The 18,237-nt window shown below is 58.8% G+C and carries 16 protein-coding genes and 1 riboswitch; of the genes, 9 read left to right on the plus strand and 7 right to left on the minus strand.

Annotated elements, in window-relative coordinates; genetic code table 11:
* Positions 1 to 162 precede the first annotated feature (162 nt).
* Positions 163 to 606 (plus strand): hypothetical protein, encoded by a 444-nt coding sequence (locus LPW11_RS08645; RefSeq protein WP_230997721.1) that lies wholly within the window; start codon positions 163 to 165, stop codon positions 604 to 606.
* A 186-nt stretch (positions 607 to 792) separates the two neighbouring features.
* On the opposite strand, the gene LPW11_RS08650 is transcribed toward LPW11_RS08645, so the two are convergent.
* Positions 793 to 1,962, minus strand: a complete 1,170-nt coding sequence (locus LPW11_RS08650; protein ID WP_230996629.1) for an IS4 family transposase — start codon at positions 1,960 to 1,962, stop codon at positions 793 to 795.
* A gap of 448 nt (positions 1,963 to 2,410) precedes the next feature.
* Between LPW11_RS08650 and LPW11_RS08655 the strand changes: the two genes are divergently transcribed.
* Entirely contained in the window at positions 2,411 to 3,634 is a 1,224-nt protein-coding gene (locus LPW11_RS08655; protein ID WP_230996936.1) for an ISL3 family transposase, read from the plus strand.
* A 92-nt stretch (positions 3,635 to 3,726) separates the two neighbouring features.
* On the opposite strand, the gene LPW11_RS08660 is transcribed toward LPW11_RS08655, so the two are convergent.
* Positions 3,727 to 4,194 carry a hypothetical protein gene (locus LPW11_RS08660; protein ID WP_230997722.1) on the minus strand — a complete coding sequence of 156 codons (468 nt, stop codon included), beginning with the start codon at positions 4,192 to 4,194 and terminating at the stop codon, positions 3,727 to 3,729.
* A 90-nt stretch (positions 4,195 to 4,284) separates the two neighbouring features.
* The gene (locus LPW11_RS08665) at positions 4,285 to 5,850 is read right to left on the minus strand and encodes a PAS domain-containing sensor histidine kinase (RefSeq protein WP_230997723.1); all 1,566 of its coding nucleotides are present in this window, start codon (positions 5,848 to 5,850) and stop codon (positions 4,285 to 4,287) included.
* A gap of 263 nt (positions 5,851 to 6,113) precedes the next feature.
* Here LPW11_RS08665 and LPW11_RS08670 point away from each other — a divergent pair, with 263 nt between their 5' ends.
* Positions 6,114 to 8,192, plus strand: a complete 2,079-nt coding sequence (locus LPW11_RS08670) for a PAS domain-containing sensor histidine kinase (RefSeq protein ID WP_230997724.1) — start codon at positions 6,114 to 6,116, stop codon at positions 8,190 to 8,192.
* Positions 8,193 to 8,271: 79 nt separating this feature from the next.
* Here the strand turns inward: LPW11_RS08670 and LPW11_RS08675 are convergent, their stop codons facing one another.
* Positions 8,272 to 10,281, minus strand: coding sequence for an APC family permease (locus LPW11_RS08675; protein ID WP_230997725.1), 2,010 nt, complete (start codon positions 10,279 to 10,281; stop codon positions 8,272 to 8,274).
* Between the two features lie 80 nt (positions 10,282 to 10,361).
* A riboswitch (cyclic di-AMP (ydaO/yuaA leader) is annotated at positions 10,362 to 10,500 on the minus strand.
* 369 nt (positions 10,501 to 10,869) lie between these two features.
* Here LPW11_RS08675 and LPW11_RS08680 point away from each other — a divergent pair.
* The 6 genes from LPW11_RS08680 (at position 10,870) to LPW11_RS08705 (ending at position 15,994) form a co-directional block, all read left to right on the plus strand.
* Positions 10,870 to 11,109, plus strand: a complete 240-nt coding sequence (locus LPW11_RS08680) for a hypothetical protein (protein ID WP_230997726.1) — start codon at positions 10,870 to 10,872, stop codon at positions 11,107 to 11,109.
* A 158-nt stretch (positions 11,110 to 11,267) separates the two neighbouring features.
* On the plus strand, positions 11,268 to 12,875 hold the full coding sequence (locus LPW11_RS08685; RefSeq protein WP_230997727.1) for a DUF4118 domain-containing protein: 1,608 nt from the start codon (positions 11,268 to 11,270) through the stop codon (positions 12,873 to 12,875).
* Positions 12,876 to 12,915: 40 nt separating this feature from the next.
* On the plus strand, positions 12,916 to 13,617 hold the full coding sequence (locus tag LPW11_RS08690) for a response regulator (RefSeq protein ID WP_230997728.1): 702 nt from the start codon (positions 12,916 to 12,918) through the stop codon (positions 13,615 to 13,617).
* A gap of 945 nt (positions 13,618 to 14,562) precedes the next feature.
* A complete protein-coding gene (locus tag LPW11_RS08695; RefSeq protein WP_230997729.1) occupies positions 14,563 to 14,793 on the plus strand; it encodes a hypothetical protein in 231 nt (76 codons plus the stop codon).
* A 17-nt stretch (positions 14,794 to 14,810) separates the two neighbouring features.
* A complete protein-coding gene (locus LPW11_RS08700; protein WP_230997730.1) occupies positions 14,811 to 15,437 on the plus strand; it encodes a FlgO family outer membrane protein in 627 nt (208 codons plus the stop codon).
* A complete protein-coding gene (locus tag LPW11_RS08705; RefSeq protein ID WP_230997731.1) occupies positions 15,434 to 15,994 on the plus strand; it encodes a FlgO family outer membrane protein in 561 nt (186 codons plus the stop codon). The genes LPW11_RS08700 and LPW11_RS08705 overlap by 4 nt, the downstream gene beginning before the upstream one ends.
* Positions 15,995 to 16,202: 208 nt before the next feature.
* On the opposite strand, the gene LPW11_RS08710 is transcribed toward LPW11_RS08705, so the two are convergent.
* The 3 genes from LPW11_RS08710 to LPW11_RS08720 form a co-directional block, all read right to left on the minus strand.
* On the minus strand, positions 16,203 to 16,571 hold the full coding sequence (locus LPW11_RS08710; protein WP_230997732.1) for a hypothetical protein: 369 nt from the start codon (positions 16,569 to 16,571) through the stop codon (positions 16,203 to 16,205).
* 196 nt (positions 16,572 to 16,767) lie between these two features.
* The gene (locus LPW11_RS08715) at positions 16,768 to 17,472 is read right to left on the minus strand and encodes a PAS domain-containing transcriptional regulator (RefSeq protein ID WP_230997733.1); all 705 of its coding nucleotides are present in this window, start codon (positions 17,470 to 17,472) and stop codon (positions 16,768 to 16,770) included.
* Between the two features lie 216 nt (positions 17,473 to 17,688).
* Positions 17,689 to 17,955: a DksA/TraR family C4-type zinc finger protein gene (locus LPW11_RS08720; RefSeq protein WP_230997734.1), complete on the minus strand. Its 267-nt coding sequence runs from the start codon at positions 17,953 to 17,955 to the stop codon at positions 17,689 to 17,691.
* Positions 17,956 to 18,237 lie beyond the last annotated feature (282 nt).

Consider the following 18,237-nt stretch of genomic DNA (forward strand, 5'->3'; position numbering starts at 1 on the left):
ACAGATGTCAAGCAAAAAGTACAGCAATATCAAAGATTTCAGAGAGCAAGAACCTAACCGGACAACGCTGCCCTGTCCCCCCTTCGCAAAGGGGGGAACTCTAGGTCTCCTGCACCGCCTCGTCGAAGTATAACGAGCTTCGTCCATGCGACCAGCAGCTTGGTGCATGCGACCACCAGCTTCGTGCACGGGAACACCAGCTCTGTCCATGCAACCACCAGCTTCGTCCACGCGACCACGAGCTTCGTGCACGCGACTACAAGCTTCGTCCACGCGACTACAAGCTTCGTGCACGCAACCACCAGCTTCGTCCACGCGACCACGAGCTTCGTCCACGCGACCACGAGCTTCGCCCACGCGACCACGAGCTTCGCCCACGCGACCACGAGCTTCGCCCACGCGACCACGAGCTTCGTCCACGCGACCACGAGCTTCGCCCACGCGACCACCAGCTTCGTGCACGCGACCACCAGCTTCGTGCACGCGACCACGAGCTTCGTCCACGCGACCACCAGCTTCGTCCACGCTACCACGAACTTCGTCCATGCGAACACGAGCTTCGGTGCTCGCCACCACGAGCTTCGGTGCACGCCACCACGACTTTAGTGCACGCGACCACAGGCACACGTTCCGAAGTGGCAAAGGGCTTTTTCCTAAATCCCGCGGAGCCACGATACTCGTCGTGGCCGCTCATTGGTGAATGCCGGAGCCGGTATGGTCTTCCCTCGAAGGGCGAGGCGAGGCCGTTACGTCCCCCCCTTTGCGAAGGGGGGACAGGGCAGCGTTGTCCGGTTAGGTTTTTGCTTTGCGTCGTTTCTGCTTTTTTCGGTTTTTTTTGGCCTCATTTTTTCGCAGTCTAGAGGCTTCAGCTGCCATTCCAGCAGCTTCACTAGCGATTTTGTTTCTTAGCTCTCTGACACGATTGATGCTCACCCGCTCGTTATGCTGTTCTTGGCAGTAAATGGCCAGGAGAAGGTAAGTGATAAGTCCACTAAGGACCTGCACCATCACGCCATACTGGCTTCTGGCGATTAAGTGGTAGACGTTGAGGTATCGTTTCCACCAGCCAAAGAAGGTCTCTATGTTCCAACGTAGTTTGTAGGCTTCGGCCACCTGTTCAGCGGTAAGGTCATAGCGGTTTGTCGCAACCCAGTATTCCTTTCGGTCAACGCGATAGCCAACTACTCGGAGCTCTTTCTGCCCTTCAGTGAGCCCCTTCTTGCCCAGAATAACGATGGCGTCATAAAAGACGATGTCACTGTGCGGAAGAGGATTTTGACGGACGACCTTCTTTCTGGCTCTCTGCTGGATGCGGCAGATAAAGAGTTTGCCGTCTTCTTGCCACTGATCGAAGTCGGCGTTGCATTGGTACCCTCGATCAAGGACAGCAGTTTCGCCAGGCTGGAGGATACGGTCTACATACTGCCGCTCCACCTGGTTAGCGTCAGTCACGACCACACTCGTCGGCACACCACGGTTCAGATCAAGGCCTACGTGGGCTTTGGCTTTATTGTGAGTGCTTGAGTACTGCGCCCAATCCATGGACATCAAAGCGTCGATGACAGATCCATCGATGCCAACAAGGTTGCCAAGTTCTGCGTGTTGGGCGGGAATGACTTTGCGAGCCTCTTTCGCCAGTGCTCCAAAGATTTCAGTGAGTTGTTCGAGTCCACGTGTGTTGATAGCCTCAAAAAAGGCGGATTTTTTAACGCCTTTAGGTGGCGCAACACATTCCTTGGCGAAATTGTCCTGTTCCAGGGCCTGGATCAGTTCTCTTCCAGAAGAGAATTCCTGGAGATGGTAGTAGACAAGGGCCTTTAGCTGATCGTCGAATGACAGTTGCAACGGTCGGTAACCTCTCGATGTAAGTGGAGAAACAGGGGTGCATGATCTCTTTACTGGGTCGAGAAGTCTATTAAATTCATAAGGATTCTGCGGCTTTTGTCTGCTGAAGGGACGCATGTCGTAACCACTCCCGAATTACGTAGTTACGAACGCGGCGCGCGCCACCCTTCAACAGATGTCAAGCAAAAAGTACAGCAATATCAAAGATTTCAGAGAGCAAGAACCTAACCGGACAACGCTGGGGGCAGGGGGGATTTGATCTTCAAGTCTCCAGAACCGCAGACCCTTTAACAGTACATCTCGGTCGTCGGACCTCAGTGCTGCGGCAGTCTAAAGACAACGACATAGACACCACCAGTTTTTTACAACCTGGAATCAAAAGAATTGCTTGAGACCACAGCAGTTGCGACTTTGCAGGACGGTGCCGGCCAAGTCAAATCCCCCCTGTCCCCCCTTCGCAAAGGTTCTTCTGGGAATTCTGGGGAAAGTTAAAAAAAATAAAGCGACAACGACAGCACTGGGTTATTTTGAGGTTCCCCAACATCAAATACTCAGGAGGCTGCCGTTGTCGCAAACCGATCTTATATCATATCTCGGAGGGTGGGAAGGATATCGTATTGCCAAGGTCACCACTTCAGGCACAGACAAGCAGAAACGGTTCGAGATAGTGCTGGTTCCAAGGTTTCAGGAGAAGTTGCTGTGCCCCAGTTGTGGTAAGCGCTGCACAGGGGTTCACGACACCAGTGTCCGACTCATACGCGACCTGCCGATACTGGATGCCCAAACGTATCTGAGGGTTCGGCGTCGCAGACTCTGGTGTCCCCGATGCGGACCTGTCCTTGAGGCGTTGCCATGGTTGGAGAAGTACGCTCGCGTCACAGCCAGACTTGCTGAGAGCGTAGCGAAGTTGTGCTGCGTTCTCCCAATAAAGCAGGTGGCAGAGTTCTACGGGCTATCCTGGGATCAGGTTAAGGAGATCGACAAACGGTCTCTGCAAAACGGATTCGGCAGCGTTGATCTCTCGGACGTCGAGGTAATCGGCATGGACGAATTTGCCCTTCGAAAGGGGCACGATTATGCAACTGTCATCGTGGAGCCGCACCGCAGGAAAGTGCTGTTCGTGGCAACGGGGAGGGGCCGCGAGAGCATTCGTCCGTTCTTTCAGCAACTTGGGGAAGAGGGGTGCAAACGACTCAAAGCCGTTGCTATGGATATGAATGGTGCCTTTGAGACGGAGGTGAAAGCTAACTGCCCTCAGGCCGCAATCGTCTATGACCTTTTCCATGTCGTAGCAAAGTACAGCAGAGAGGTCCTGGACAAGGTCCGCAACGCTGAAGCGGACCGCCTCAAAGATGACAAGAAAGCCCGCAAGGTAATCAGAACCTCGCGGTGGTTGTTGCTGCGGAATAGCCGGAATGTCAAAGGTGACGACATGCTTCGTTTGCAGGAACTATTGGAAGCAAACCAGAACCTCCTGACGGTTTATCTGCTGAAAGAGGACCTCAAACAGTTATGGCGTTTCAGGTGTACCGAGGAAGCGAAGCTGTTCTGGGAGCAGTGGCACCGACGAGCGATGGAAAGCAATATTGAACAGCTCACGACGTTTGCAAAGCGGTTGCAGCCCTACCTCCAGGGCATCCTGAATCACTGCCTTTATCAACTGCACACCGGCATCCTCGAAGGCATCAACAACAAGATCAAAGTGATCAAGAGAATGGCCTATGGCTTCCGGGACCATGACTACTTCTTTCTAAAGATTAGAGCGGCCTTCCCCGGAATTCCCGGATGAACCTTCGCAAAGGGGGGGGACGCAAGGGCTCGTGCGGTCTTTCATTGAAACATACTACGGCTTCGCCGGAATTCTCGGATGAGCCTTTTCGGTCACTTGTTGTGGCCGTGCCCTTTTCCTTTCCCCTTTCCCTTGCCGTGCCCGCTTCCGGGGCCGCCCTGGCCGCCGCCCGGCTCCCCCGTGAAGTAGAGGTCGCCGCGCTTCAAGGCGTGGAACTCGGGTGAGCCGGGCTTGATCCCCAAATCCTTCGCTATCACACCCCACCCTTTACCCTTCTTCGTCTGGTACGTATGCAGCACCGTGTCCGGCGCCCGGTGGGACATCTGGCTCAGCTGGAGCGTCATGAAGGCGTCCGCCGGCTGGTCGACCTGCCGGATGATCGTCTGGACCTGGGGTAGAGGGACGCCGAACTGTGCGCTCAGCTTCACGCCGAAGTTCTGCATGTCGGCATGGGCCTGGACGTTGACGCTGTTCATGAACCCAGCGAGGTCTGCGTGGCAGATCCCTGCCACCCCGAGGATAAAGAGAAAAAGCGCTGCGGAAAGAGACATTTTCTTCATACTGAACCCTCCTCAATTGATGTGCACATGATGGCGGAACCCAGTGAGTATATAGTCCCTCTGTCTTGTGACAACCGGGATTGGACGGTTTCACACCTCGATCCTGAACTGCGCACCCTCTTCGGCGTTGCGTGCCGACACGCGCCCCCCCATATTCTTCTCGATTATGGTCTTCGACATCCACAGGCCGATACCGGTTCCCTTCCCCTCCTCCTTTGTGGTGAAGTACGGCTCGAAGATCCGCTCCAGGAGCCCCTCCGGAATGCCGCCGGCATTGTCGCTTATGGCCACCACGGCGCGCCCGTTTTCCCCGAAGATCCTCACCCTGATCAGCGGCTGCGGCACGCGCCGCTCCAGGAGCGCCTCGCGGGCGTTGCCGATAACGTTGAGAAGCGCCTGGGCGTACTCGTTACGCAGCCCCTCGATCTGCAGGTCCTCCCCCGGTTCGACCACAATGGCAATGTCGTTGTCCTTGAGGCTCGCCTCCACAAGAGAGATCGCCCTATAGACGCTCTCCCTGACGCTGAAAGGCACCTTGCGCTTGTCCTCGCGGAAGAAGTCCCGGAAGTCGTTGATGGTGCAGGACATATAGGAGATGAGCTCCATCCCTCTGTCGACGTAGAGCGACATCTGCTCCGGAGTCATCGCCTTGGAGTGGTACTCGTGGCCCATGCTCTGGATCACCAGCCCGAGGTTGTTCAAAGGGTGTTTCCACTGATGGGCGATGTAGCTGATCATCTCCCCCATGGCTGCATGCCGGCTTTGCCCAACCAGCATCTGGTCCTTCTCGCGCAGTTCCGCAACAGTCTCGCTCACTCGCTCCTCGAGGGTCAGGTTCAGCGCCTCGAGCTGGGCTTGCTTCGCCGCCAGCGCCTCCTGCGCTTTTTTTCGCTCGGCGACTTCCGCCTCGAGGGCCACCGTGCGCTCGTGCAGGACCTGTTCGATCCTTTTTCGCTCCGTGATGTCCCTGTTGCTGGCGCGCGAGCCGAGCGGCGCGCCGTCCGTATCGACCACGAATCGGCAGAGATGTGAGATCCAGCGCTCCTCGCCGTCGCGGGTGGTGATGCGGAAGTCCAGCGGCTGCGGCTGGCCGTTCGCCATGAGGGTGTGGGTGTGCGCATTGTAGCGGGGGAGATCGTCAGGGTGAATGATCTTCCAGATTAGGCCGGGGTCGCGGTAGAACTCTTCAGCGGAATACCCGCAAATCTGCTGGCAGGAAGGGGAGATGTACTGCAGGGTGTTGTCGGGCGCGATCCAGAATTCCCAGTCGGAGGTAAAGTTGGCCACGGTGCGGTAGCGTGTTTCGCTTTGCGTCAGCTCCTGATGGCTCCTTGCCAGTTCGTCCCTACCCCTTTCCACTTCCTCCTTTGCCTCCTTCAATCGGGTGAAGAGGGGCCCGATCCGCCATATGCCGCACACCAGGAGGAGAGAGACGAGCAACCCCATGCTTTCGACTGCCAGGCTGTCGCGGGTGGACCCTTCCATGACCAGAAAAAGGGCCAGAAGCCTGCGCACCGCCTGGATCAGAAAGGCGCAGGACAAGAGGATCCAGGCGCAGAGTGCGCCGGTGAGGCGGATCAGGCGGATGGCCATGAAGACGGCGACACATTGCAGCGCCACCGATACCGCCATTATGAAGTGAAGGAGCGAAGGCATTTTGTCCGGGCCCCACTGTCTGTCGTGATGCTGTAAAAGAGGAAAAGTGCTGGTTAAATTAAGGAAGCATTATTATATTTATTTCTGCACACTTTGTACTTAAAAAATAGCGGCGTCTTTGGTGTGCAGTCCAGATTGGGGACAAAAAGCGGCAGTTTTGAATACTCCGCCACGGCCTGCCGCCGTGAATCCATTACCTCCACCGACGCGGTCGTGCAGCTGTCGCGCGTGGGACACCGTTCGCTTACCACCGGGAGGAGCTTGTGCCGAGGATCTCTGTTGCTCAGCAGCGTGTACTGCGCGGGGTTGCCGCCGTCCTTATGGTCGCGGTGGCGAGCGTGGTGCTCGTAGCTTTCCTGAAGCCGATCGGGGTGCGGCACCCTTTCCTCGTCTATTACCCCGTAGTGGCCCTGGCGGCGATGTATCTGGAAGTGGAGGGGGGGGTGACGACGACAATCCTCTCTGCCCTCTTCGGTGCCTATTTCATGGAGCCACAACACGCGCTTGCCGTCGAGCGCGTGGAAGACCAGGTATACGTGGCGGTTTTCGTGCTCGAAGGGCTGATCATCACCTATGCGGCCGAGCGGATCCGCCGGGCCCGCATTGCCGGAGCGGAAGACACCGTCGCGAGAGAGCGGCAGAGGGCGGACGAGAACCTGAAGGAGAGCGAGCATCGACTGAGGCTCGCCCTGGAAGGGGCGCGGATGGGGATGTGGATCTGGGACGTCACCTCCGACCGTTCGGAGTGGAACGATCAGGAATACGAGCTCCTCGGCCTCCCCAGGGGGGACGGGAATGAGCCGACGGAGCACTTCTTCAGGCAGGTGCATCCGGACGACAAGTCGCGGCTCAATGAGGCCCTTGCCGAGGTACTGGAGCGCGGAACCTACTTCTCGCAGGATTTCCGGATCGTGCGTCCCGACGGCGAAGTCCGGTGGGTGGCAGGGCGGGCGCGCCTTTCCCGGGACAGGGAGGGGAAGCCGGTGCGGATGCGGGGAGTAAACTACGACATCACCTCCCAGAAGCTGATGGAAGAGGAGCTGCGGGGGCGCGAGGCGGAGGCCCGTGCACGTGCCGACGAGTTCGCCCTGCTGATGGACACCGTACCCGCCTTTACCTTTATCACCCGCGACCCCGAGTGTCGGCAGATGTCGGGGAGCAAGAAGTCACGGCAGCTTCTGCGCATTCCGGAGGGGAGAAGCGTGTCTGCGTCGGCCCCGGAGGAGGAGCGCCCGCACAGCTTCCGTGCCATGAAGGACGGGAGGGAACTGGCCCCGGAGGAACTTCCGGTCCAGCTTGCCGCCAAAGGGAAGGAGGTGCGGGATTTTGAAATGACCGTGGTCTACAACGACGGGACTTCCTGTGACATTTTCGGCGACGCCGTTCCGCTCCTCGATGAAGCAGGGAATGTGCGCGGCGCGATCGGCGCGTTCCTGGATGTGACGGAGCGCAAGAAGATGCAGCAGGAGCTGCAGAGGGCGCACGACGAGCTGGAAAAACGGGTAGAAGAGCGGACGGCGGAGTTGCACGAGGCGCTGGAATCCCTGACGAGGGAGATAGAGGAGCGGATGCAGACTGTGGAGGCTCTGCGGGAGAGGGACCAGTTGCTGGTGCATCAGAGCCGGCTCGCCGCGATGGGGGAGATGATCAACAACATCGCGCATCAGTGGCGCCAGCCGCTCAACGTCATCAGCCTCATCATCCAGGAAATGCCGCTGATGTACGAGCAGGGTGAGTTTACGGAAACGTATCTGCACGCCCGGGTCGACCAGGCGAAGGCAGTCATCGCATACATGTCCCAGACGATCGAGGACTTCAGGAGCTTTTTCAGGCCGAGCATGGAAAAGGCGGTGTTCAGGGTGAGGGATCTGCTGGACAAGACGCTCGCACTGGTTGCTGAGACGCTGGAGAAGTGCGGCATAAAGGTGGAATTGGAGGAGATCGGCGAGCCTTCCATGTACGGCTACCTCAGCGAGTGCTCGCAGGTGCTCCTCAACATTCTCCTGAACTCGCGCGACGCGTTCCTCGAGTGCAGGAGAGAAACGGCATGCGTGATACGCATCAGGGCCGTCGCGGCAGGCTCCAGAACCATTGTCACCATCGCCGACAATGCCGGGGGTATTCCCGAGGTCATCATCGGCAAGATCTTCGAGCCCTACTTCACCACCAAGGGGCCGGAGAAGGGGACCGGCATCGGGCTCTTCATGGCCAAGACGATCATCGAGAAGCACATGAACGGCTCCTTCACCGTGCGAAACATCGATGGCGGAGCCGAGTTCACCATCGAAGTCGACAGCTGCCCCCCGGCTGAGGCGCTTCCGGATCCCGGAGAAGAAATGTAGAAATACCTCGCAGGCTGCATCTCTTTCTGCTCTCCCTCCACCATCCTTCGAACCGGCGTCTCGAAGGCCTCCTATTCCATCAGATCCTCACCCTGATAGGCAGGATCACTGTGGTCATCCCCTCCCACTGAAGACGGCGCTGGATCGCGAACGCAGTCTCGTTATGCAGCATCCTGTGGTAAAACTTCTCCAGCCGGAAGGTGAGCTGCCCCGTGAAGACGGTGGAGCGGGGAAATTCCTCCCCGATCTCCTGGCAAAGCTCTATCACGCTGTCCACCACCTCGATGGCGGTAGCCAGCCGATACTCGGCGGCGAATCCCATCCGGCGCGCCAGATCCACGTACTTCTCCAGCCCCGCCCTGGCGTTCGCCTCCAGGGCCTCCATCTCCTCGGCCCCCTTGAAGGAGCCGGAGTCGATGACAGCAACGGAGACGAAGACGATGTTCTTGTACGTCTTCGGGAAGGTGGTGATTATGGAGAGGAAGGTGTGCACGCCGAAACCGCTGTAGGCCGAGACCAGCTGGATAGCCGTCGGCTCGTTTCTGTTCAGCTGCTGGTCGTTGTATTTCCCGGTGGTGGGAAAGTCGAGAAGGGTATCGTCCAACTGCGCCATTCCCTTGCGCACTGAGACGTAGTGGCTCTTGATGAGATAGCAGAGCCCGATCACCACACCGGTGATGACAAGGGTCACCCACCCCCCCTCCGCAAACTTCTCCACCGTCGTGATCACGAGGATAGTGGCGCAGAGTGCGAGCCCCACCAGGTGCACCGAGAGGTGGCGCCGCCACTGCGGGTCCTCGTTCCTGCGCAGGATGAAGAAACGGGACATCCCGAGCTGGGAGAGGGAGAAGGTGATGAAGACGTTGATGGAGTACATGACGACGAGCGCGGAGACCGATCCACCGGTGTAGAAGAGGAGCGCCAGCGCGGCGCCCCCCATGAGGAGGATACCGTTTCTCATGGTGAGGCGCTCCGAGAGCGCGGCGAAGCGGTGCGGGAACCAGGAGTCGATGGCCATGTTGCTCATGACGCGGGGGCCGTCCACGAAGCCTGCCTGGGCTGCCACGAGGAGGAGAGCGCCTTCGGAGAAGATGGTGACGAAGGCGATACTGTTACCCATCGGCCAGTTGGAAAAGAGAGTGTCGGCCACCACCGCGTTCAGGGTCTTTCCGCTCACCGGGTGAACCCCCAGGAGAAGATAGCTCAGAAGGAGCACCCCTGCGGTGAAGGCGAGGGAGGTGGCCATGTACACCATCGTCCGCTTGCCGGTCTGCACCCGCGGCTCGCGCATGATTTGCAGCCCGTTCGATACCGCCTCAATCCCGGTATAGGTACCCCCACCCAGCGAGTAGGCACGCAGGAAGATAAGGAGTATCCCCACGATCCCGATAGTGGATGCATCACGGTGCAGTCCCGCACCCAGGTCGTGCGCCACCGGCACCAGTTTGTCGCTGTGGATCGCCACCGCATAGGTGAGCATGATGAGGTGGCTGAGGACAAAGACCATGAAGATGGGCGCAAGGAGGGTAACCGACTCCTTCACCCCACGCACGTTGAGGATGATGAGAAGCACCGTCAGTACGCAGGCCAGCGGCACCTTGTACTCGTGAAACTGCTGCGGGACGTAGCTGAACATCGCGTCCACGCAGGAGGCGATGGAGATGGTGATGGTCATGGCGTAGTCGACGAGGAGCGCGGCGCCGGACACCACCCCCGCCTTTTCCCCCAGGAGATGGCTCGCCACGATGTAGCCACCCCCGCCGTGGGGGAAGTGCTCGATGATGCGGGAGTAGGAGTAGGAGATAATGAAGACGGTGAGGGCGGTGAAGGCGGCCAGGAGGAGCGCCAGGTAGGTGTGCTGTCCCAGCGCCCGGAACGCCTCCTCCGGACCGTAGGCCGAGGAGGAGAGCCCGTCGGCGCCGAGCCCGACCCAGGCGAGGATCGGGATGAGGCTCATGCTGTGGAATATGCGGGGGTCCTTGAGAACCTTCGGTGCGCCGAAAAGGGCGCGGCTGAAACGGCGTCCCTGGTTGTGCCCGCCGTTGACGTGTACCGGACCGCCGTTGCTGACGTTCTTTACAGACTCCATATTGCTCCCCCGGTAAGTGACGGAAAAGATACAGTCTGAAAAAGACGCCCGCGTACAGCAGCATTCTGCTTTTCTAGACCATGCTCTTCCGGTAGTGCCTGCGAGGTTAGCTGACGGGCTCGGGCCTGGAAGTGCCCTATCCTCTTCAAGGAATACGCCCCTGTTACCTGGGTCCCCCGCATCCGCCCGACCTGGCGCGGATCTCGGCTGCATCTTTTCTCCTTATACGTCCCGAAGCAGAGAGGTGTCAACGACGCATACGAGCCGGAAAAGGCACCGGAGTACCTGCCCCCTCCGGCACGGTTTCAGCTTCAAGCATTCGAAAACACAGTAGTATTTGCCCTCGCGGTGTCTCCCTTGTCGAGTGGTTTGGCCATGCCGCCCCCCTTGCCTTAATACTTTCGTAACGCCCCCGCGCTCCCTGACCGCACTGTCGCCGCGCGTGGGAGTCGTGCCGTCCTTAAGGGTTCGTTAACGGACCGGGAGGCGATCTTAACACTATCTTTATCCGTGTGGCTGTATCGTGAAGATAGAAAGGCTGCGATTCCCGGCCCCAGCGACCGCCCCCGGACACAAACGGAGCAAGCGATGAAAGTCTATCTCTTCAATCCTGAGACAGGGTGTTACCTCGGCGAAGACTTCGCGGATGAAGGGGGGCAGACCTGCTGCATCCCCCTCGATGCAACCCCGGTCGCGCCACCCAAGGCAGGTCCGGGCGAGGTCCCGGTCTTTGACGCCACGAGGAAAGTGTGGACGCTGCAGCGTCATTCCCCCCCTGCTTGTGCCGAAGCCGATGCTGCCGTTGGGGGACTGCTCCCCGGAAAATGAGCGAGCCCCGGCGCTGCGGCTTGCCGGCCGGAGCGGGAATTCCTTTCACCGGTGATTCCCTGCGCCATTCGCCTCCCGTTGACTTCGCCACCCGAAGAGCTATAACGTGCCGTTGATGAATACCTGTAGAAGCTCTCGTCAGGGAAAGGAGTGTGCCTGTGCCCGACCGCGACAAAGATATGCCTCGACCTTTCCCTGCAGCGCTCCTCAATCTCGCGCAGCGGCGGAAGGAAGGGCGCCGGGACGACGGCACAGGAGGAGACGCACGGCAGGGAGCGACGGTGCATCCCGTAGGCACGGACTGGAGAGGGTACCTGAAGAGCCTCTTTCTCGTGGCGGGAACAACAGGGCTCTGTCAGCTGCTGAGACCGCTTCTGGCGCCGACCAACCTCATGATGGTCTACCTGTTCGCGGTGATCTTCGCGGCAACGAAACTCGGACGGGGGCCGTCCATCGTCACCTCCGCGCTGAGCGTCGTCGCCTTCGACTTCTTCTTCATCCCGCCCCGCTTCACCCTCAGGGTTTCCGACACGGAATATGTAGTCACCTTCGTCGCTTTCTTCACCGTCGGCGCCGTGATCAGCACGCTGGTCTACCAGGCTCGCGAGCGCGCCGAGGCGATACGTGAGCGGGAGGCGCAGACTGCGAGCCTATACCACCTGACCCGGGATCTGGCGGGAGCCTCCGACATCGAAGGAATCGTTCAGGCGGTGCTGAGGAATGTGGAGGAGAGCCTGGAGGCCCGGGTGGCGATCCTCTTGTCCGAGGGGGAGCATCTGGCTGTGCGGGCTGTGAGCGCCGGTCTGTATCATGGCGAGAAGGAACAGGCGGTGGCGGAGTGGGTCTTTCGCAGCAGAACCCCTGCCGGTCGTGGAACGGAGACGATGGGCTCGGCGCCCCTCCTCTGCGTGCCACTGGAGACTGCAGCGGAAGTCCGCGGAGTCCTCGGAGTCAGGCTGGCGGACGACGCGAGATACCACGCCCCCGACTGCCGCAGGTTGCTGCAAGCCTTCGCCACCCAGGCGGCGCTGGCGGTCGAGCGGGTGCACCTGACGTCGCAGGCGGAAGAGGCGCAGCTCCTCGCGGCGCGGGAGACGCTCGAACGGGCGCTGCTCAACTCTATTTCCCACGATCTGCGCACCCCCCTCGTCTCCATCTCCGGAGTCCTCGACACCCTGCGCGCCCCCGACCCCCACCTCACCGTGCGCAGCATGCGGGAGCTCGTCCAGACCGCGTGGGAGCAGGCGGAACGACTGAACCGTTTCGTGGGAAACCTTCTGGACATGACGCGCCTGGAGGCGGGAGCGCTGAAGCTGAAGGAGGAGCCGTGCGACGTTCAGGATCTGGTCGGATGCGCCCTGGCTGCACTCGAGCCGCGGCTGGAGGGACGCAGCATCAGCACCGATCTCCCCCCGGACCTGCCGCTCTTGCGCATCGATCTCGTGCTGATGACCCAGGTGCTGGTCAACGTCCTCGACAACTCGCTGAAATACTCCCCCCCGAAGTCGGAGATTGAAATCAGCGCCAGAAGCGACGGCGCGATGCTGGTGCTGGAGATAGCGGATCGCGGCCCCGGGATACCGGAACACGATCTTTCCAGAATCTTCGACAAGTTCTACCGTATTCCGGTCCCCGAGGGTATGGGGGGAACAGGTCTTGGGCTCTCCATCAGCAAGGGGATCGTCGAGGTGCACGGCGGGACGATAAGGGCGGAGAACAGGAAGGGGGGAGGTCTCACCATGACCATTGCCCTGCCGACCGCTTGAGGACGCAACTGCAGCAAGGAAATACCACCAAGGAGGGGCCATGAACGCCGATGAGAAAAGAACCGCGCCGGTCATCCTGATCATTGATGACGAGGTGGCCATTCTGCGCTTCCTGCGCGCGGCCCTCGACACCGGGGAATTCTCTGTGCACGAGGCCCAGACCGGCTATACCGGAATTGCCGCCGCCAGCGCGAAGCGGCCGGACGTGATCCTTCTGGATCTCGGGCTGCCGGACCTGGACGGGGTGGAGGTGATCAAGAGGATAAGGGAGTGGTCCGAGGTGCCGATCATCGTCCTCTCGGTGCGCGAAGCGGAAAGCGAGAAGGTGGCGGCTCTTGATGCCGGCGCCGACGACTACCTCACCAAGCCGTTTGGCGTGGCGGAGCTCCAGGCGCGCATCAGGGTATCGCTACGCAGGTCGCAGCAGCAGGCGCCCGAGGCGGTGTATCGAAGCGACGACCTCGAGGTCGATGTGTCACGCCGCCGGGTCACGGTCTCGGGGGAGGAGGTCCAGCTCACCCCCACAGAGTACGAACTGCTGCGGCTCCTGGTGAACCATGCCGGCAACGTCGTCACCCACACCCAGATACTGCGGAAGATATGGGGAGCGGCATACGGGGAGCAGCAGAACATCCTCAGGGTGAACATCAGCCACCTGCGGCAGAAGATAGAGAAGAACCCCTCTCGGCCACGGCTCATCATCACCGAGCCCGGCGTGGGGTACCGCCTGAAGGGTGAGTAGGGGGAAAGCCCTCATCTGCCGCCGAGGTGAGGACTGTGGTCTTCGACTGTCGGGGCACAGCCGTGGAGGCCGGCACCCGGGGCCTGCTTCGTTCCGTTTCGGGCTTGCCTGCTCTCGATCTTTTCCTTTATAAAGAGCGGCTTGAATAGAAAGAGGAGGGGACATGAGAAGGTGGACGGCGGTAATGGTCTCGTTGGTGCTATGGCAAGGTGTGCAGGCCCATGCCTTTGATCCGATGGCGATGGAGCGCACGAAGCTGCTGGAGGAATGCACCCGGTGAGATTTTGTTGGGGCGGATTTTCAGGGGGCTCAGATGGAGAACGTCCTGCTGGACACTGCGATGACCTGAAGCGGGCGGGCGCATTTTACGACTCCACCACCAAATGCAGGTAGAAACGCAGCATCCGGTGATTGAATCGTAGATGCAGGGTGCCTCGCGAAGTCCGTCGATCCTCTAGCGCACTGAAAGAGCAGAGTGCGAACCTGCGGCAGCGAACCAGCTGCAGATTACACTGAGCCTATGGGGGACAGAGGTGGCCCCCTTGCCTTGTGCTTTCTTGTCCTTGAACCTGGGTCCCTGGAAGTTATTAAACCACGAGCTAGTTACCGGTTGTGTATATAGGCGTCCCTTTCTCCTTCTCAATCCCATCTTCCCGCCGCCGGATTTTCTGTGGATACAAAGCATGTCACAGTTATTTTTAATTGCGATCGCGCAATGTTCTTAAGTTATCACCAAAGAAACCGAATACGATTCCAGGTCGGCTGAGGTGACGTTACCTCTGCCGCACACTCTCATCTTCGGAGGTCTTTGTGAAAAAAAGGGATTGCTGGGGTTTATTCTTACTCATGGGCATGCTGGCGGGGTGCGCGACCCATGGGGTAAATGTCATGCCCGATACCACTCCGGCTCAAACCCAACCACGTGTCTTTTCGACTGATCGTGCAGTGCAATCGGAGAGGGTCATTTACACCGATGATCGAGGCCGCAGGGTTATCTATGCCTGCGACAACGATCCTCTTTGCGGCGGCCAGCGACTCTATGATGTCGACTACCTCGAATGCGGAGACTTTCCCGTTGATTTCAGGTCTCGCATCACCGCCATCACGCCGCAGAGGACGGAGTACGTGTACCAGAAAAGAGTCGTCATTCCCGTCAACGAAGTCACGCTGCCGTAATCATCAGGAGATCTGAAATGAAGCTTTCGCTTATTCTGTGCGGAACCGCCCTTTTTACATCCACTTTGGCTGGCGCCGCCTACGCCGATGAAGTGGTGCATGTCCTCGGCGAAGGGCATCGCTACATCATCAATGAGCCGCTCCCGGTACACCGTTCGCGTACGAGCGTGGGGAACTTCAACGGCATGGTGATATACCTGGCAGACCAATTGGAGCGCAACCTCGATCGGAAAGTCTTGGGCAACACCGTCATCGTCTCTACCTTTTCCAACCTCGACCGCCTTAGCGAAACAACCTCGCTCGGGCGACTGTTGGGCGAAAGCATCATCCACGAGCTGCAGGTTCGACGCTGGAACGTGGTGGACGTCCGCCTCACGCGGGACATCGTGGTGAACGACGCGGGGGAATTCTCTCTGAGCCGCGACATCAAAAAGATCCGCGACATTTATAAGGTGGGCGGCGTCGTGACCGGCACATATTCGATCTCTGAAAGCGGCGTCATCATCAATGCGCGGGCAATCGATCTCGACTCCGGCCTGGTGCAGTCCTCAGCGCAAGCCTTCATCCCGCTGTCGAACTTTGCGGAGTCAATGTTGCACAACCCGGAGAAGATGCCGGTCATGCGCGTGGTGGGCGACCGGTGAAAGTTGCGGCCATTCTTCTCCTGCTGCTCACCATCTCCGGCTGCGTCTACGACAATGGGTTTCATGACTCCTACCCGGCGGTAGCCTATCAGACGCTCGACGCTCGTCTGGAGCGGGTTGCTCTCAAGACCATGTTCGACCAGATCGCGGGGGAGCTCTGCACCCAGACGTGTGCCACTTGTGAGGGGGAAAAGGTTGTTGTCACCGATTTTGTCGACCTTCGGTCTTTTACGCCAGGTCAGCCTGGATTGACGATGGCGGAGCTGATGCGGGGAAGCCTGTCGAAAGTCTGTGGCAGTCGGATTATCCAGGGAGAATTTTCCAAATACTTCAAGCTGTCAGGGGAGGGATTTGTGGCCCTCACCCGCTCTGCTGCTGAGGTCAACAAGGATTCCTACACGGAACGTCACGTCATTGTCGGGACCTACGAGTACAATCGCAGCAAGCTGCTGATCTTCGTGAAGAAAATTGATGCACAAACCAACCAGGTCAACAAGATGGTTACCAAAGAAGTCGATTTCTCCTCAACGCTGCCGCAGGGGTACGTCATTCGCTGACGACGTGGCTGTAGCATCTTGGTGAAGAATAGGTGGCGCCACTGAAGTAATGGTTTGTCAGCGTAGGTAGCTTGCAGTAAAGCAAAAGGCTGTAACCTGATGAGGTTACAGCCTTTGCTGCTTTAGGGGCTTTCCGGAGAAGAAAACCGACCCCCTCTTTTTTGTGCTTCTTGTCCTTGAACCTGAGTTGCTCCCCTGATGGCGCCCGTTAGGCCTTGGCGGGAAAGAGTCGCTCCGAGGCGTGCTCGGTGAGGTCGTCGATGAAATGGAGGAAGAGGTCACTGGAGCCTGCCAGCGGGATCCAGTTCACAGCCCCCACGATCCCCAGGTGCGCCAGGTAAACCACCGCGCGCACAGCTTTTCCTTCCTGCAGAGCCTGGTCCGCTGCACAACCTTCGTGGTGTTTCTTCTCCCCCAGGTCGATGCACCTCACTCCAACGGGATAGCCAGCGGCAAGGGCTGCCTTGTTCACTCCGAGGATGGTCCTGTCCTTCTGTATCAGCATGACGGGCGCGGGATAGTTGTCCCAGAAAAGGTGGAAGTTTCTGCTGATTTCCTCATTGATCTCGATGCTCATCTCTCGCTCTCCTTGTGGTTCTTGTCGTTGATTCCTGTTCCTCGCCCCATCGTCCAAGCCAGTGCTGACGGGGTGCAATGACGAGGTGTCTGAGTGACAGGATGAAGATACGGGGAAGGTAGCCGATCGAGAGGGGAGCGCGCAACACGACCCTTGTGAGCGGTTGTATACGCTTGTGAAAGGTAACTGGGGGAGGTTACTTGAGGCCGACGCGGGCGAGAAAGTCTTTCGAGCGTGTGCGGCTCACCGGCAGGCGGCGGTCGCTCCCTGCCATCTGCACGCTGATGGCGTTTCCGTCCCGCACCACCTTGTGCACCTTCTCCAGGTTGACGACATAGCTGCGGTGGGTGCGGTAAAAGCTCTGAGGGTTCAGCCCCGTTTCAAGAACACCGAGGGAGAGGTCACAGAAGAACTCCCCCTCGGCGGTAACCACTTGTGAGTAGATGTTGTCAGCTTTGATGAAGAGGATTTCTGGCGGAGGGACCAGCAGGATGTCGCCACCTGCAGTGACCGGCACCCTGATGAAGCCGCTCTGGGGGGTGGAGATGTCGGCAGTGATGTCAAAAAGGAGGCAGCAATGAAGGGTATTCGTCTTTTGTGGCCCGAGGAGCGGTACAAACTTCAGGAGCACGAAGATTTCACGCGCCCCGCTCATGCGCCTGACGGCGATGGACTGCTGGCGGGAGGAATCCTGCATCATCGCTACCAGCGCCTGCAATTGTTTGGCAGATTCCGCACGATGCATCTCCAGTAGACTCTGCTCGAAGACTGTGTTTTCAGGAGTCTCTGCAAAGATCCGCATCAGCGCCCCGTTCACATGGGTCACCCGATAGTCATTGTCGAACAGGATGATGCCGGGATCCGTGTGCTCCAGCAACTTCAGGCGGCTATTGTCGTCCATGAATCCCCCGCAGGCAATGTTTTGGATGTGTCACATCGTTTCCCGTTTCGTGCAAGATCCACCTGTGCATCGGCACTCATGAAGGGAAGGATGTGCACCCTCCGCAGGTTATCTGCCAGATGACCGACAGCGAGAATTGAGTAGGGGGATGATTCCATAGAGAGGGGGTCGAGAATTCGGGGAAACTCTTCATTGCTGAGCCCCGTAAATCTCGCATCACTTGAGTTGACTGTCTTTGCTCCCTCTTCGATTATAAAGCGCTACCGCTTTCTGCTTTTTTTCGAGTTCCGACTGACAAGCGACACAGTAGCGGACTCCGGGCATCGCCTTTCGGCGCGCTTCTGGTATAGAGGCATCGCATTCCTGACAATGGGTCAGGCTTTCGCCGACGGGCAGTCGCTTTCTCGCCGAGGCTATTTCCGATTCCACCGTAGCGTCTATCTGTTCCTGCACGGCACCATCGCGGGACCATCCAACGGCCATAAGTCATCTCCTGTATCGTAGATGAGATTTCCTTCTAACTCCTCGCGCTCTACTACCTCGCCACAGTATCGTACTGAGTGGGTCAACAGTCAAGGCTGTAGAACTGCCTCGGGAACGCCGCAGCAGGGTTGAGGAGATCACCCTCCTCCCCGTCAATCCTCTGTCCCTCTTACTTACCTCCTTCACCATCTCAAACAGACCCGTCGACGCCTTTAGGGCGAAAGACACCGCGGGACCCAACTTATCCGCTTGACTTGTACATGAACTCCCATTAGTTTGCGT

Source organism: Geomonas sp. RF6 (genome assembly GCF_021044625.1).
GTDB lineage: Bacteria > Desulfobacterota > Desulfuromonadia > Geobacterales > Geobacteraceae > RF6.

Bases quoted from the DNA above. Each gene is read 5' to 3' on its own strand.
- LPW11_RS08675 (WP_230997725.1), bottom strand. From the start codon at position 10,281: ATGGAGTCTGTAAAGAACGTCAGCAACGGCGGTCCGGTACACGTCAAC.
- LPW11_RS08710 (WP_230997732.1), bottom strand. From the start codon at position 16,571: ATGAGCATCGAGATCAATGAGGAAATCAGCAGAAACTTCCACCTTTTC.
- LPW11_RS08690 (WP_230997728.1), top strand. From the start codon at position 12,916: ATGAACGCCGATGAGAAAAGAACCGCGCCGGTCATCCTGATCATTGAT.
- LPW11_RS08720 (WP_230997734.1), bottom strand. From the start codon at position 17,955: ATGGCCGTTGGATGGTCCCGCGATGGTGCCGTGCAGGAACAGATAGAC.
- LPW11_RS08700 (WP_230997730.1), top strand. From the start codon at position 14,811: ATGAAGCTTTCGCTTATTCTGTGCGGAACCGCCCTTTTTACATCCACT.
- LPW11_RS08665 (WP_230997723.1), bottom strand. From the start codon at position 5,850: ATGCCTTCGCTCCTTCACTTCATAATGGCGGTATCGGTGGCGCTGCAA.
- LPW11_RS08660 (WP_230997722.1), bottom strand. From the start codon at position 4,194: ATGAAGAAAATGTCTCTTTCCGCAGCGCTTTTTCTCTTTATCCTCGGG.
- LPW11_RS08650 (WP_230996629.1), bottom strand. From the start codon at position 1,962: ATGCGTCCCTTCAGCAGACAAAAGCCGCAGAATCCTTATGAATTTAAT.
- LPW11_RS08715 (WP_230997733.1), bottom strand. From the start codon at position 17,472: ATGGACGACAATAGCCGCCTGAAGTTGCTGGAGCACACGGATCCCGGC.
- LPW11_RS08680 (WP_230997726.1), top strand. From the start codon at position 10,870: ATGAAAGTCTATCTCTTCAATCCTGAGACAGGGTGTTACCTCGGCGAA.